At 70.3% G+C, this 12,779-nt stretch carries 11 protein-coding genes, 1 tRNA gene and 1 pseudogene; 10 read left to right on the top strand and 3 right to left on the bottom strand.

What is annotated here, in order from left to right:
* The first annotated feature begins 172 nt into the window (after nucleotides 1-172).
* The 4 genes from AB0I29_RS11695 to AB0I29_RS11680 all read left to right on the top strand — a co-directional run bounded on the left by AB0I29_RS11695 (nucleotide 173) and on the right by AB0I29_RS11680 (nucleotide 4,671).
* Nucleotides 173-1,705: an MmgE/PrpD family protein gene (locus AB0I29_RS11695; protein WP_285108043.1), complete on the top strand. Its 1,533-nt coding sequence runs from the start codon at nucleotides 173-175 to the stop codon at nucleotides 1,703-1,705.
* Entirely contained in the window at nucleotides 1,705-2,610 is a 906-nt protein-coding gene (gene prpB / locus AB0I29_RS11690) for a methylisocitrate lyase (protein WP_357481674.1), read from the top strand. The genes AB0I29_RS11695 and prpB overlap by 1 nt, the downstream gene beginning before the upstream one ends.
* Before the next feature lie 26 nt (nucleotides 2,611-2,636).
* Nucleotides 2,637-3,752 carry a bifunctional 2-methylcitrate synthase/citrate synthase gene (locus AB0I29_RS11685; protein WP_357481672.1) on the top strand — a complete coding sequence of 372 codons (1,116 nt, stop codon included), beginning with the start codon at nucleotides 2,637-2,639 and terminating at the stop codon, nucleotides 3,750-3,752.
* Between the two features lie 241 nt (nucleotides 3,753-3,993).
* Nucleotides 3,994-4,671, top strand: a complete 678-nt coding sequence (locus tag AB0I29_RS11680; protein ID WP_108493397.1) for a Crp/Fnr family transcriptional regulator — start codon at nucleotides 3,994-3,996, stop codon at nucleotides 4,669-4,671.
* A gap of 28 nt (nucleotides 4,672-4,699) precedes the next feature.
* Here AB0I29_RS11680 and AB0I29_RS11675 read toward each other — a convergent pair whose 3' ends face one another.
* Both AB0I29_RS11675 and AB0I29_RS11670 read right to left on the bottom strand, forming a co-directional pair.
* Nucleotides 4,700-5,638, bottom strand: coding sequence for a metallophosphoesterase (locus AB0I29_RS11675; protein WP_357481669.1), 939 nt, complete (start codon nucleotides 5,636-5,638; stop codon nucleotides 4,700-4,702).
* Nucleotides 5,639-5,643: 5 nt separating this feature from the next.
* Complete coding sequence (locus tag AB0I29_RS11670) at nucleotides 5,644-7,959, bottom strand: transglycosylase domain-containing protein (RefSeq protein WP_357481667.1); 2,316 nt, start codon at nucleotides 7,957-7,959, stop codon at nucleotides 5,644-5,646.
* Between the two features lie 193 nt (nucleotides 7,960-8,152).
* Here AB0I29_RS11670 and AB0I29_RS11665 point away from each other — a divergent pair, with 193 nt between their 5' ends.
* The 3 genes from AB0I29_RS11665 to AB0I29_RS11655 all read left to right on the top strand — a co-directional run bounded on the left by AB0I29_RS11665 (nucleotide 8,153) and on the right by AB0I29_RS11655 (nucleotide 8,993).
* Nucleotides 8,153-8,320, top strand: a complete 168-nt coding sequence (locus AB0I29_RS11665) for a DUF4177 domain-containing protein (protein ID WP_020017885.1) — start codon at nucleotides 8,153-8,155, stop codon at nucleotides 8,318-8,320.
* On the top strand, nucleotides 8,317-8,784 hold the full coding sequence (locus AB0I29_RS11660) for a RidA family protein (RefSeq protein WP_285108037.1): 468 nt from the start codon (nucleotides 8,317-8,319) through the stop codon (nucleotides 8,782-8,784). The genes AB0I29_RS11665 and AB0I29_RS11660 overlap by 4 nt, the downstream gene beginning before the upstream one ends.
* A gap of 132 nt (nucleotides 8,785-8,916) precedes the next feature.
* Nucleotides 8,917-8,993, top strand: a tRNA-Pro gene (locus AB0I29_RS11655).
* A gap of 105 nt (nucleotides 8,994-9,098) precedes the next feature.
* Here the strand turns inward: AB0I29_RS11655 and AB0I29_RS11650 are convergent.
* Nucleotides 9,099-9,413, bottom strand: a pseudogene (locus tag AB0I29_RS11650) (tyrosine-type recombinase/integrase); the annotation flags it as partial.
* 201 nt (nucleotides 9,414-9,614) lie between these two features.
* On the opposite strand from AB0I29_RS11650, the gene AB0I29_RS11645 reads away from it, so the two are divergent.
* From AB0I29_RS11645 to AB0I29_RS11635, 3 genes are all read left to right on the top strand, one after another.
* Nucleotides 9,615-9,842, top strand: coding sequence for a hypothetical protein (locus tag AB0I29_RS11645; RefSeq protein ID WP_285108036.1), 228 nt, complete (start codon nucleotides 9,615-9,617; stop codon nucleotides 9,840-9,842).
* 588 nt (nucleotides 9,843-10,430) lie between these two features.
* Nucleotides 10,431-10,778, top strand: coding sequence for a DUF4333 domain-containing protein (locus tag AB0I29_RS11640; RefSeq protein WP_285108034.1), 348 nt, complete (start codon nucleotides 10,431-10,433; stop codon nucleotides 10,776-10,778).
* Between the two features lie 255 nt (nucleotides 10,779-11,033).
* Nucleotides 11,034-12,686 (top strand): HNH endonuclease, encoded by a 1,653-nt coding sequence (locus AB0I29_RS11635; RefSeq protein ID WP_357481866.1) that lies wholly within the window; start codon nucleotides 11,034-11,036, stop codon nucleotides 12,684-12,686.
* Nucleotides 12,687-12,779 lie beyond the last annotated feature (93 nt).

Raw genomic sequence — 12,779 nt, 5'->3', positions numbered from 1 at the left:
TCAGCGGGAACCTGGCGCGGGGTTGGCCCGTGTACCTAGGACGCGGAGTATGAGAAGGTCAAGGGCGCACCCGCCGTCCACCAGCCGAGCGGTCGCGACCCGATGCCCGCCCTCCGGTCCGGGCAGCGCCCCGGACCCCACGACGGTCCACGTGAATCGAGGAAGAGTCACCATGCCGTACACGCACCACCTACGCGTCTACCCGTCCGCCGAGCCGCTCAAGCGCACCGACCAGCTCGCCTGGAAGCTCGCGGAGCTCGCCACCGACACCGTCGAGCCCACGGCCGAGGTCACCGACATGGTGATCAACCGCGTGATCGACAACGCCTCGGTCGCGGCGGCCAGCCTGACGCGTGGCCCCGCCGTCGCCGCCCGCTCGCAGGCGCAGGCGCACCCCTACACCCCCGGCTCCACGGTCTTCGGCCTGGACGCGGAGGCCACCAGCAGCCCCGAGTGGGCGGCGTGGGCCAACGGCGTCGCCGTCCGCGAGCTCGACTTCCACGACACGTTCCTCGCCGCCGAGTACTCGCACCCCGGCGACAACATCCCGCCGATCCTGGCCGTGGCCCAGCACGCCGGCCGCTCGGGCCGGGACCTGGTCCGCGGCATCGTGACCGGCTACGAGATCCAGGTGGACCTGGTCCGCGCGATCAGCCTGCACAAGCACAAGATCGACCACGTGGCGCACCTCGGCCCGTCGGCGGCGGCCGGCATCGGCACGCTGCTGGGACTGGACACCGAGACGGTGTTCCAGGCGGTCGGCCAGGCCCTGCACACCACCACGGCCACGCGGCAGAGCCGCAAGGGCCAGATCTCCACCTGGAAGGCGCACGCCCCGGCCTTCGCGGGCAAGCTCGCGGTCGAGGCCGTGGACCGCGCCATGCGCGGCCAGACCTCGCCCGAGCCCATCTACGAGGGTGAGGACGGCGTCGTCGCGTGGCTCCTGGACGGGCCCGGCGCCGCCTACGACGTGGTGCTGCCCGAGCCCGGCGAGGCGCGGACCGGCATCCTCGACACGTACACCAAGGAGCACTCCGCGGAGTACCAGGCGCAGGCGATCATCGACATGGCCCGCGCGCTGGGCAACGAGCGCCCCGAGCTGCGGGACCCCGCGAACGTCGCCTCGATCGTGCTGCACACCAGCCACCACACCCACCACGTGATCGGCTCGGGCGCGAACGACCCGCAGAAGTACGACCCGACGGCGTCGCGCGAGACGCTCGACCACTCGGTCCCGTACATCTTCACGGTCGCGCTGCAGGACGGCGGCTGGCACCACGTCGGCTCCTACGCCCCCGAGCGCGCGCAGCGGCCCGAGACGGTCGAGCTGTGGCGCAAGGTCACCACCGCCGAGGACCCGGAGTGGACGCGCCGCTACCACTCGACCGACCCCGCCGAGAAGGCGTTCGGCGGCCGCGTCGAGATCACGCTCACCTCGGGCGAGGTGGTCACGCGCGAGATCGCCGTGGCCGACGCCCACCCCCTGGGCGCCCGCCCGTTCGCCCGCGCGAACTACGTGGCCAAGTTCCGCACGCTGGCCGCGGGCATCCTGTCCGACGCCGAGATCGACCGGTTCCTCGACCTGGCCGAGCGCCTGCCGGAGCTCACGCCCGCCGAGGTCCGCGAGCTCACGATCGTCGCCGCTCCCGGCGTTCTGGACGCCGTCCAGGCCCCGACCGGCCTCTTCGAGCTGGGCAGGCACTGATGCTCTACTCGCACCTCACCGCCGCGGCCAAGCGCCGGGCCTTCCGCGAGGCCCTCGCCGGGCCCGAGATCCTGCGGCTGCCGGGCGCGTTCAACCCGCTGAGCGCCAAGCTGATCCAGGACAAGGGGTTCGACGGCGTCTACGTCTCCGGCGCCGTGCTGTCGGCCGACCTCGGCCTGCCCGACATCGGCCTCACCACGCTCACCGAGGTGGCCGGCCGGGCCGGGCAGATCGCCCGGGTCACCGACCTGCCCGTGCTCGCCGACGCCGACACCGGGTTCGGCGAGCCCATGAACGTGGCCCGCACGGTCCAGACCATGGAGGACGCCGGCGTGGCCGGCATCCACATCGAGGACCAGGTCAACCCCAAGCGCTGCGGCCACCTCGACGGCAAGGAGGTGGTCGGGCTCGGCGACGCCGTCCGGCGCATCCGGGCCGCCGTCGACGGCCGCCGCGACCCCGACTTTCTCATCATGGCGCGCACCGACGTGCGCGGCACCGAGCCGGGCGAGCGCGGGCTGAAGCTCGCGATCGACCGGGCGAAGGCCCTGGCCGACGCCGGGGCGGACGCGATCTTCCCCGAGGCGATGAAGGACCTGAAGGAGTTCGAGGCGGTGGCCTCGGCCCTCGACGTACCCGTGCTGGCCAACATGACCGAGTTCGGGAAGTCCGAGCTCTTCACGGCCGAGGAGCTGCACGACGCCGGGGCGCGGCTCGTCATCTATCCCGTCACCCTGCTGCGCATCGCGATGGGTGCCGCGGAACGGGCGCTGGACCAGATCTCGGCGTCGGGCACCCAGGCGGACCTGGTGCCGCAGATGCAGACCCGGGCCCGGCTCTACGAGCTGACGGACTACGCGGCCTACAACCACTTCGACTCGAACGTCTTCACCTACCAGCCCTGACTTAGTCTCGACACGAAGGAGTGCGCATGACCGAGACCACGGAGATCCGCAAGGGTCTGGCCGGCGTCGTCGCCGACACGTCGGCGATCTCGAAGGTCAACCCGGAGACCAACTCGCTGCTGTACCGGGGCTACCCGGTGCAGGAGCTGGCCGCGAAGAAGTCCTTCGAGGAGGTCGCCTACCTGCTGTGGCACGGCGAGCTGCCGACACCCGCGCAGCTCACCGAGCAGACGGCGGCCGAGCGCGTCCACCGCGAGCTGCCGGACAACATCCGGGACGCGATCCTGGAGCTGCCCACCGACTGCCACCCCATGGACGTGTGCCGCACCGCGGTGTCGATCCTGGGCGCGCACGACCCGCAGGCCGAGGACTCCTCGGTCGAGGCGGAGCTCGCCAAGGCGCTGCGGCTGTGGGCGGTCCTGCCCGCTGTCGTCGCGCTGGACCAGCGCCGCCGGCGCGGCCAGGAGATCGTGCACCCGCGCGAGGACCTGGGCTACTCCGCGAACTTCCTGTGGATGACGTTCGGGGAGGAGGCCGAGCCCGCCGTCGTGCAGGCGTTCGAGGCCTCGATGGTGCTGTACGCGGAGCACTCGTTCAACGCGTCCACGTTCACCGCGCGGGTCATCACCTCCACGCTCGCCGACCTGCACTCGGCCGTGACGGGCGCCATCGGCGCCCTCAAGGGCCCGCTGCACGGCGGCGCGAACGAGGCCGTGCAGGCCACGTTCGAGGAGATCGGCTCGGCCGACCGGGCCGAGGCCTGGCTCGACGACGCGCTGGCGCAGAAGAAGAAGATCATGGGGTTCGGCCACCGGGTCTACAAGAGCGGCGACTCGCGCGTGCCGACCATGCGCGCGGTGCTCGGCGACCTCGCCGCGCACTACGGCAAGACCGAGGTGCTCGACCTGTACGAGACCCTCGAGAACGCCATGGTCAGCCGCAAGAACATCAAGCCGAACCTGGACTACCCCGCCGGTCCGGCCTACCACCTGATCGGGTTCGACACGAACATCTTCACGCCGCTGTTCGTGGCCTCCCGGGTCACCGGGTGGACGGCGCACGTCATGGAGCAGCGGGCCGCCAACTCGCTCATCCGGCCGGTGTGCGAGTACGTGGGGCCGGAGCAGCGCGAGGTGCCCTGACGACGTTCCCAGGACGCCCGTTCCGAACTCCCAGGTGACACCCCTAGGATTTATGGACGGGCGTCCTACTTCGTGCTGGGCAAAGCCGACATCCCGCATGAGGCGGACGATCGCGTCGGGCTGCACGCCACGCGGACGCCACGAGAGACACCGATGACCCGGCAATCTCGTGACATTGAGGCAGACTGAGAGGTGGAAAAGACTGATGGACGAAAGTCCCCGACACGTGAGGACACCACTGGTGGACGACGAAGTCGTACTCTCTGCCCCCCTCTTCGCGGACATGGAAGGCGAGGAGACGCGCGCGCTCTTCGAGTCCATGGTGCCCGTGGAGCTGGTCCGGGGTGACGTGCTCTTCCGCGAGGGCGAGCCGGGCGACCGGCTCTATGTCATCGCGCAGGGCAAGATCAAGCTGGGCCGCCGGTCGAGCGACGGCCGCGAGAACCTGCTGTCGATCCTGGGCCCGGGCGAGATGTTCGGTGAGCTGTCCCTGTTCGACCCGGGTCCCCGCACGGCGTCGGCCTCGTCCGTCTCGGACTCCGTGGTCTACGAGCTGCGTCACGACTCGCTCGTGAAGTGGATCGCGGACCACCCCGGAGTCGCGACCCAGCTCCTGGGTGCCCTGGCGCGCCGGCTGCGGCGCACGAACGAGACGCTCGCCGACCTCGTGTTCTCCGACGTCCCCGGCCGTGTCGCCAAGGCGCTGCTGGACCTGTCGACCCGGTTCGGCGAGCCCAACGACGACGGCATCCGCGTGGCGCACGACCTCACGCAGGAGGAGCTGGCACAGCTCGTCGGCGCCTCGCGCGAGACCGTGAACAAGGCCCTGGCCGACTTCGCGACCCGCGGCTGGGTGCGCCGCGAGGGCCGGGCCGTGGTCCTGCTGGACCTCGACCGCCTGGAGCGCCGCGCCCGCTGACCCGTTCGCCGGGGTAGAACCGCTGGTTCTACCTCGGCGCCGCCGTCAGCGTCATCAGCGTCGCCTCCGGGCGGCACGCGAAGCGCACCTGGGCGTACGGCGACGTGCCGGCGCCCGCAGAGACGTGCAGCCACGTCGAGTCCTCGCCGCCCTCGCGGTCGGGGCGCGGGCCGGGCCAGCCGTGCAGGCCGGACGCCCGGCCGCGGTCCAGGTCGCAGTTGGTCACCAGCGCGCCGTAGTACGGCAGGCAGAGCTGCCCGCCGTGCGTGTGGCCCGCGATGATCGCGTCCACGCCGTCGTCCTTGAGCTGGTTCAGCACCCGCTGGTACGGGGCGTGCACGACGCCGAGGCGCAGCACCGCGTCCTCCTCACCGGGCGCGCGGCCCGGCTCCGGCATGACGTCGAGGTCGAGGTGCGGGTCGTCCATGCCGACCAGCCCGATGGTGCGCCCGTCGCGGAGCTCCACGAGCCCGCGCCGGTTGTCCAGGTCCACCCAGCCGGCGTCGGTGAACGCCTTCCGGAGCGACTCGGTGGGCAGCGGGATCTTCTCGCCGCCCTCGATCCGGGCGTCCGGCAGCAGGTACCGGGCGGGGTTCTTGAACGACGGCGCGTAGTAGTCGTTCGACCCCATGACGAACGCGCCGGGCACGTCCATGAGCTGGCCCAGGACGTCGAGCAGCGGGGCGAGCGACTGCTGGTGGCCGAAGTTGTCGCCCGTGTTGATCACCAGGTCGGGCTCGAGCGCGGCCAGCGACCGGACCCACGCCTGCTTGGTGCGTTGGCTCGGCGTCAGGTGCAGGTCGGCGACCTGCAGGATCCGGACGGGCCGCTGCCCCGGGGGCAGCACCGGCACGGTCACCCGGCGCACGCGGAAGAGCTTGGTCTCCACGTGCGCGTAGGCGATTCCCGCGACGGCGATGCCCCCGACGATCCCGAGGGCCCTGCCGACGTTACCCAGCGTCCCCATGCGGATCAGTCGTTCCCGCCGGGGCCGCCGCCACCACCGTTGTCGCCGCCGCCGGGGCCTGCGTCGCCGCCGCCATCGCCGGTTCCGGCGTCGCCGCCGGCGTCACCGCCGCCGGTGCCGTCGCCGCCCTCGTCCGAGCCCGCGTCGCCCTCGTCGCCGTCGTTGCTCTCCTCCGTCTTCGGCGGGGCCGGAGCCTTGCCGACGAGCGCGGGGGCGGGAGCGGGGAACGCCGTCGGGGGCAGGTCGGCCATCGCCTGGTCCATGTACCGGCGCCACGTCGGCGCGGCGATCGTGCCGCCATACATCGGACCGGCCTTGGCCGACGTGCTGTACCAGGACATCGACGGCAGGTACACGCTCATGTGCGGCACGTTGCCGCTGGCCTCGCCCACCCAGACCGAGGTGGAGAGCTCGGGGGTGTAGCCGGTGAACCAGCTCTGCATCGCCTCGTTGGTCGTGCCGGTCTTGCCCGCCACCGGACGGCCGTCGGCGAGGCCGGGGGCGATGTCCCAGGCCGTACCGAACGGGCTGGTCTGGAAGACCTTGGTCATGGCGTAGGCCACCGTGTTGGCGACCTCGGGCTCGAGCGTCTGCTTGCAGTCGGCCGACGGGACCGGGACGTCCTTGCCGTCGTGGTCCTTGACCTCCAGGATCGCGACCGGGTTGCAGTAGGTGCCGCCCGAGGCGAACGTCGCGAAGGCCGACGCCTGGTTGATCGGCGTCGACGCCTGCGTACCGAGCGTCATCGACGCCAGCACGTCGATGTCCGCCTGCTGCGGGTTGTCGATCGTCCGGAAGGTCGGTGCGCCGTCGCGCGTCAGGCCCGACGTCATCGGCCGGAAGCCGACGTCCCAGGCCGTCTTCTGCACGTTGCACAGGTCGAGCTGCTGCGACATCCGGGCGTAGACCGTGTTCAGCGACTGGAAGGTGCCCTGGAGCACGCTCACCGAGCCGCTGGCGGACCCGTCGACGTTCGACACGTTCCAGGGCTGGTGCGTGAAGGCGTGCACGCAGCCGTTGGCCTGGAACGCCGTCTCGTAGGCGGAGAAGGCGTTGGCGCTGACGCGGTCCTGGAGCGTGCGGCCGCTGCGCAGCCACTCCGCCAGGACGAACGGCTTGAAGTTGGAGCCCACCTGGAACCCGCGCGAGTTGCCGTGGTTGTAGTCGGCCGAGTAGTTCTGCGCCGTCGTGCGCGCCGCCGGTTCGGCCCGCGCGTCGTACGGCACGTTCTGCGCCATGGCCTTGATCTGCCCGGTGCCCGGCTCGACCGACGTGACGGCCGCCTCGAGGTCGTAGGCGTTGTCGGCCGGGACTGCCTGGCTGATCGTCTCCTCGGCGGCCTTCTGCATCTTGAGGTCCAGCGTGGTGACGATCCGCAGGCCGCCGCGGTACAGGAGGTCGTACCGGTCGTCCCTGGTCTCCCCGAACTCGGGGTTGGCCATGATCTCCTTGATCACGTAGTCGCAGAAGAACGCGGCGCCGCCCGCCGAGTCGCAGCCGACCTCGATGGGCTGCACGTCGAGCGTGTCCTCCAGCTTGGTCGCCATCGCCTCGTCGCGCTCGGCGGTGGAGATGTAGCCGAGCTGCCACATCTTGCCGATCACGAGGTTGCGACGCACCGACGCGTCCTCGGGGTTGGCGACCGGGTCGAACTGGCTCGGCGCCTTGGTGATGCCGGCGATCGTGGCTGCCTCGACGACCGAGAGGTCCTTGGCGGACTTGTTGAAGTAGTGCTGCGAGGCGGTCTCGACGCCATACACGCTCGTGCCGAACTGCGCGATGTTGAGGTAGCCCTGGAGGATGTCGTCCTTCGACATCTCCTTCTCGAGCGCGATCGCGAGCTTCGCCTCGCGGAGCTTGCGCGTGAGCGAGTCCTCGCGGGCCTCCAGCACACCGAAGGTGTCGCCGGCGCGGTCGGCCTCCTCGATCAGCACGTTCTTCACGTACTGCTGCGTCAGGGTCGACGCACCCTGGGTGTCACCGCCGCCGAAGTTCTGCACGGCGGCGCGCGAGATGCCCTCGGGGTCGACGCCGCCGTGGGTGTAGAAGCGCTCGTCCTCGATCGCGATGACGGCGTTCCTCATGTTGGCCGACACCTTGTCGAGCGGCACCACGATGCGGTTCTGCGCGTAGAACGTGGCCAGCTTCGTCTTTCCGTCGCTCGCGTAGATCTGCGACTGCTCCGACAGGGGCCCGGGAACCAGCTCGGCGGGCACCTCCTCGAACACCTCGACACCCGTGTCGACCGCCGTGTCCATGCCGGACGCCAGCGGGATCACCAGCCCGGCGGCGATCACGCCGCCGGCACCTGCGGTGAGCACGAATGCGAGAAGAAGTCCGATGAGCTGAGCCGCGGGTATGGTCCGAGTGATCCGGCGCGGCTCGCGAGGGTTCGCCATGGCCATGCGCCCAGGTTACGGGGTGTCACTGACAGGGCGCGCCGAAAACCTGCCCGGCCGGTGTGCAGGTCTCGTGGGGAATCGCCGTCGCCGATCGCGGGCTAGCATCGTCGGCATGGCAACGAAGTGGGAGTACGCGACGATCCCCCTCCTCATTCACAACACCAAGGCGATCCTCGACCAATGGGGCTCGGACGGCTGGGAGCTCGTGCAGGTGGTCCCCGGACCCGACGGCACCGGTCTCGTCGCCTACCTGAAGCGCCCCACAGGCGGTGACGCATGAGCCACGAGCAGCGTCTCGCCGAGCTGGGCATCAAGCTCCCCGAGGTGGCGGCCCCGGTCGCGGCCTACGTGCCGGCCGTGCAGACCGGCCGCTACGTCTACACGTCCGGCCAGCTGCCCTTCGCCGAGGGTGCGCTCCAGGCCACCGGCAAGGTCGGCGAGGGCGAGGGTCTCGTCTCCCCGGAGGACGCCGCTCGCTACGCCCGCACCTGCGCGCTCAACGCGCTGGCCGCCGTCCGGTCGGTCACGGGCTCGCTCGACTCGATCTCCCGGATCGTCAAGGTGGTCGGCTTCGTCGCGAGCGACCCGTCCTTCACCGGCCAGCCGGGCGTGATCAACGGGGCCTCGAACGTGCTCGGCGAGATCTTCGGCGACGCCGGCCTGCACGCCCGCTCCGCCGTCGGCGTGGCAGTCCTCCCGCTGGACTCGCCGGTCGAGGTGGAGCTCGTGGTCGAGCTCGCGTAACGCCCTCGCAGGGGCCCGGAACGGGCGTGACCGGAGCCACTACGGATTCGGTTTCCGTTCCGGGCCATGCGTCGGCTATTCTGAGCAGGCTTCCGCGGAAGGGCTTCGTGCCTGATGCGCGGTGGACTCCATCGGGGTGTGGCGCAGCTTGGTAGCGCGCTTCGTTCGGGACGAAGAGGTCGCAGGTTCAAATCCTGTCACCCCGACCAGTGGATCATGGCCCTGACCAGCATTTATGTTGGTCAGGGCCATTGTCATTCCCTGACACCGAGGCTCAAAACCCTCCGCTGCTGCACGAAGTGCTGCACTACGCATCAGCGCGTCACCCCGTCGCCGGGCATCCTGAACAGCGGTTCCATGTGCCAGTCGGGAGCGACGACCTGCACACTGAAGACCTGATCCATCACGGTCGCGCCGGTCTGTATCACGGGCCGCAGCTCGTGCCGGTAGACCCGCTCAGTCGTGGTCGTATCGGTGTGGCCGACGAGGCGGGCAATCTCTTCGGTGGGTATGCCGCCCGCTGACATCAGCGAGACGAATGAGTGCCGCAGTTCACGAGGCGTCCAGTCCTCCGCGACGACACTCGGCACCAGGCGGAGCGCCGACCGAAAGGCACGACGGACGTTCGCGGCGTCAAGGCGCGCCTACGGCGCGCACCCGGTCGGCGGGCCGGGGCCCCGCGATGGGGCCCCGCGCTCCGGGCGCTTCGCGCCCTCTGCGCACCCCACCGCACCCCACCCCGCAGACCGGGTACAACAGCGGAAGGCCCGGAGACCGAGTAGGTCTCCGGGCCGATTCGGTTCCACGACGGCAACCGCTACCGTCCCCCCATGACACTCGACCAGGTGCTCGCCATCGTCTGGGGGGTAGGTGCGATCGCCATCGGCCTGCACGCGGCCCTGAACAGCGAGGCCAATGCGCGAGCAGCGCTCAAGCAACAGGGCAGCGACCCCGACGAGTCAAAGTTCCAATGGATGTACCCGCTCACACGCACCCTGGGATGGATCCTGGTCCCTTTTGGCTTCGCGGCAGCGGTTCTGGGGCTGCTCGGGCTCTGAGCTGACGCCTGCTGGGTGGTCCCCATTTGCCTCCGGCCGGCACCGCAGGAATCAAGAGGATCGAGGAGACCGCGGGGTCCCTGATCCTCCGTCATCCATTGGATTGACCGGGACCCTGACACCGAACCCGCCGGCAGTGCAACAGGTCCCGCCGACCAGGCACACCACGTCACCCACACTCGACGGGCGGGACCTGTTGCACTGCCGGCAGAACCGACGTCCGAGACGTGCCCCGCGCCAACGGATGACGGAGGATCAGGGACCCCGAGCCAGGAGATTGATGGGACACAAACCCGCGAGGCCATCACCGAGGATCGCGTGCGCTGCTGCATGAACTGCTGCACGCAGGCCACGACCAGGAGCGGACGCCAGCGAACAGCAACGGGCGGAATCCTCCGCGTGGGAGAGCAAGAACCCGACTCAGAATCGCTTCGGGACGAAGACGCAGGTTCAAATCCTGTCACCCCGACCATATGAGAGGCCCTCCGACCAGCAGAAATGCTGTGTCGGAGGGTCTTTTTTCTTAGTGCTGCCGGGGCGCGACGGGAGGCTTGTCGCGCCGACGAGGCTCCCGGTAGACATGGGCCCGTGACAGACCAACGCCGCGCTGCCAGCACCGTCACCGCGACCTCCCTGACCGTGATCGCCTGTTGCGCCCTGGCGATGACCGTCAAGGTGTTTGCCGGAAGCCCCTTCGAGATCGACCAGCCCAGGGTCTTGGAGCAGAGGGCCCTGGAGCAGTACGTGGTCGACGCGGTGCAGTACGGCGCCCCCAGGACCGTGACCAAGGACGACGTCACCTGCCCGGCGTCCGTCGTCGTCGAGGTCGGGCGCACGTTCGAGTGCGATGCCCGGGTGGTCGACGACACCACGTCGACCACGGTCACCGTCGAGATCGTGGACGAGCTGGGCAACCTGTACGCGACCGCCGACTGAAAGGCCCCACCGTACGCAGCGGACGCCATGGCCGTTCCTGACGCCGTTGCCCTCGCCGCCGGTTCTGCCCGTGGCAGACAGGGCTGTTTTCGACGAGCGATGCGAACGCGCGTGTCATAGGTTGATGGCATGAAGCGTTCGAGGGTGGTTCCGGTGCGGGTGGGCGATGGGTCGCCTGCCGGATCGGTGCTGCCCGGGGCTGGTGCGACGTCCAACGGCGTCGTGCCTGCCGGTGGTGGCGCCGACGCCACACCCATGGATGCTGCCCGTGTGCGAGAGGTGCGTCGGATGCTGGCGGGCATAGCTCTGCCAGGGACCGCGAGTGCAGACGCTCGCTCGGACCGGAGTGCACCGCGCGCGCAGGCGGAGTGGGTGGATCTGCTCGGTGAGCTGGAGGCGTTGAAGAACGCGGTCACGGCGACGCAGGCCCGGCTGGCCGTGGTGTTGGACGAGGCGACCAAGGCCGACGAGGCCGTGCACGGGATCCGGGCGGAGCGGCAGGGTCGTGGTGTGCCGAACCAGGTCGGTGCTGCGCTGCGGGTGAGCCCGCATGCGGGTGCCGGGTTCCTGAGTACCGCCCGGGTATGGGTCGCGCAGATGCCGCACACGTTCAACGCGCTGTGCTCGGGGGTGTTGTCGTCGTGGCGGGCCACGCTCCTGGTCCGGGAGACCTCCCACCTGTCCCTGGAACACCGCGCCCTGGTCGACGAGGAGATCTGCGGACCACAGCACCTGGCCGAGCTGGCCCGGATGGGCACCCGCCGCCTGATCGCACGCATCAAGGAACTGGCCGCCCAGTTGGATGTGCACGCGTGCGTCAAGCGCAACGCGAAGGCGGTCTCTGAGCGGCAAGTGTCTGTGCGTCCGGCTCCCGACCTGATGGTCTACCTGACCGCCCTGGTGCCCATGGCTGAGGGCGTGCAGGCCTACGCTCAGCTCAAGGCCCACGCCGAGACGACCAAGACGGCCGGGGACGTGCGTGGGGTCGGGCAGATCATGGCCGACACCCTGATCGAACGCGTCACCGCCCGTCAGCCTGGGCACGCGGGTGATGTGCCGGTCACGATCAACCTCCTGGTCTCGGACGAGACCCTCCTGGCCGGTGGTAACGAGCCCGCGGTGGTGTTGGAAGGCGCCCCGGCGGGTGTGGGCACGGTCCCGGCGCCCGTGGCACGCCACCTGGCCGCGCATGCAATCGACACGGACACCGCGTGGCTGCGCAGCATCTACGTCAACCCGCACGGCAGGTTGCTGGCCAGCACGTCGACGTCAAGGTTCCACCCCCAGGGCCTGGCCGCGCTCCTGCGCGCCCGGGAGCAGGGGATCTGCGCCACGACGTGGTGTGACGCCCCGATCCGGCACCTGGACCACGTCACCCCGCACGCCGAGGGCGGCCCGACCAGCCTGGACAACGGGCAGGGCCTGTGTGCCCGGTGCAACCATGCCAAGCAGGCACCGGGTTGGTCGCAGAAGACCACCCAGATCGACGGCCGGAACGCGGTCGAGACGGTCACGCCGACGGGGCACACCTATGTCTCGGTCGCCCCCACACCACCCGCACCGGTCACGACCGGCAATGCAACGCCGGCTCATGGTGCGCTGGTTCGCACCACAGTCCGCGACGCGATCCCGGTCCCTGACACGGCGCCCGCACAGGGCGGGGCATCAGCCCCCGAGCGATCCACCACCCCAACCTGGACCCCCGCCGTCGGCATGACGGGACCGAGCAAGGGCCGCACACCCCGCAGCCGCTACCAGATCGGCTGCCACACCAACCCCCGCAACGCCCCGATCCCGTACCGACCAGGCACACGAAACCACCGCCGTCCGACAGCCCGCCCGGCCCCACCACCGGTCCGGCTGCATGGAAGACGCTGGCCCGACCTCTCCTGGGCTCACCCCACCTGAACAGCGAGCCCGCCCTCCGCACGCCCGGGAACTGGTGCCCGCATCCCTCTCGGGTGCAAGACTGATCGCCTACCCCAAGCCCGGGAGTCCGAG

It is taken from the genome of Promicromonospora sp. NPDC050262 (genome assembly GCF_040655935.1).
GTDB lineage: Bacteria > Actinomycetota > Actinomycetes > Actinomycetales > Cellulomonadaceae > Promicromonospora.
This window is presented reverse-complemented; position numbering and strand designations above follow the sequence as displayed.

What these genes read in the sequence shown, in the direction of transcription:
- AB0I29_RS11695 (WP_285108043.1), top strand. Translation starts at nt 173, where the DNA reads ATGCCGTACACGCACCACCTACGCGTCTACCCGTCCGCCGAGCCGCTC.
- prpB (WP_357481674.1), top strand. Translation starts at nt 1,705, where the DNA reads ATGCTCTACTCGCACCTCACCGCCGCGGCCAAGCGCCGGGCCTTCCGC.
- AB0I29_RS11685 (WP_357481672.1), top strand. Translation starts at nt 2,637, where the DNA reads ATGACCGAGACCACGGAGATCCGCAAGGGTCTGGCCGGCGTCGTCGCC.
- AB0I29_RS11675 (WP_357481669.1), bottom strand. Translation starts at nt 5,638, where the DNA reads ATGGGGACGCTGGGTAACGTCGGCAGGGCCCTCGGGATCGTCGGGGGC.
- AB0I29_RS11665 (WP_020017885.1), top strand. Translation starts at nt 8,153, where the DNA reads ATGGCAACGAAGTGGGAGTACGCGACGATCCCCCTCCTCATTCACAAC.
- AB0I29_RS11660 (WP_285108037.1), top strand. Translation starts at nt 8,317, where the DNA reads ATGAGCCACGAGCAGCGTCTCGCCGAGCTGGGCATCAAGCTCCCCGAG.
- AB0I29_RS11645 (WP_285108036.1), top strand. Translation starts at nt 9,615, where the DNA reads ATGACACTCGACCAGGTGCTCGCCATCGTCTGGGGGGTAGGTGCGATC.
- AB0I29_RS11635 (WP_357481866.1), top strand. Translation starts at nt 11,034, where the DNA reads ATGGATGCTGCCCGTGTGCGAGAGGTGCGTCGGATGCTGGCGGGCATA.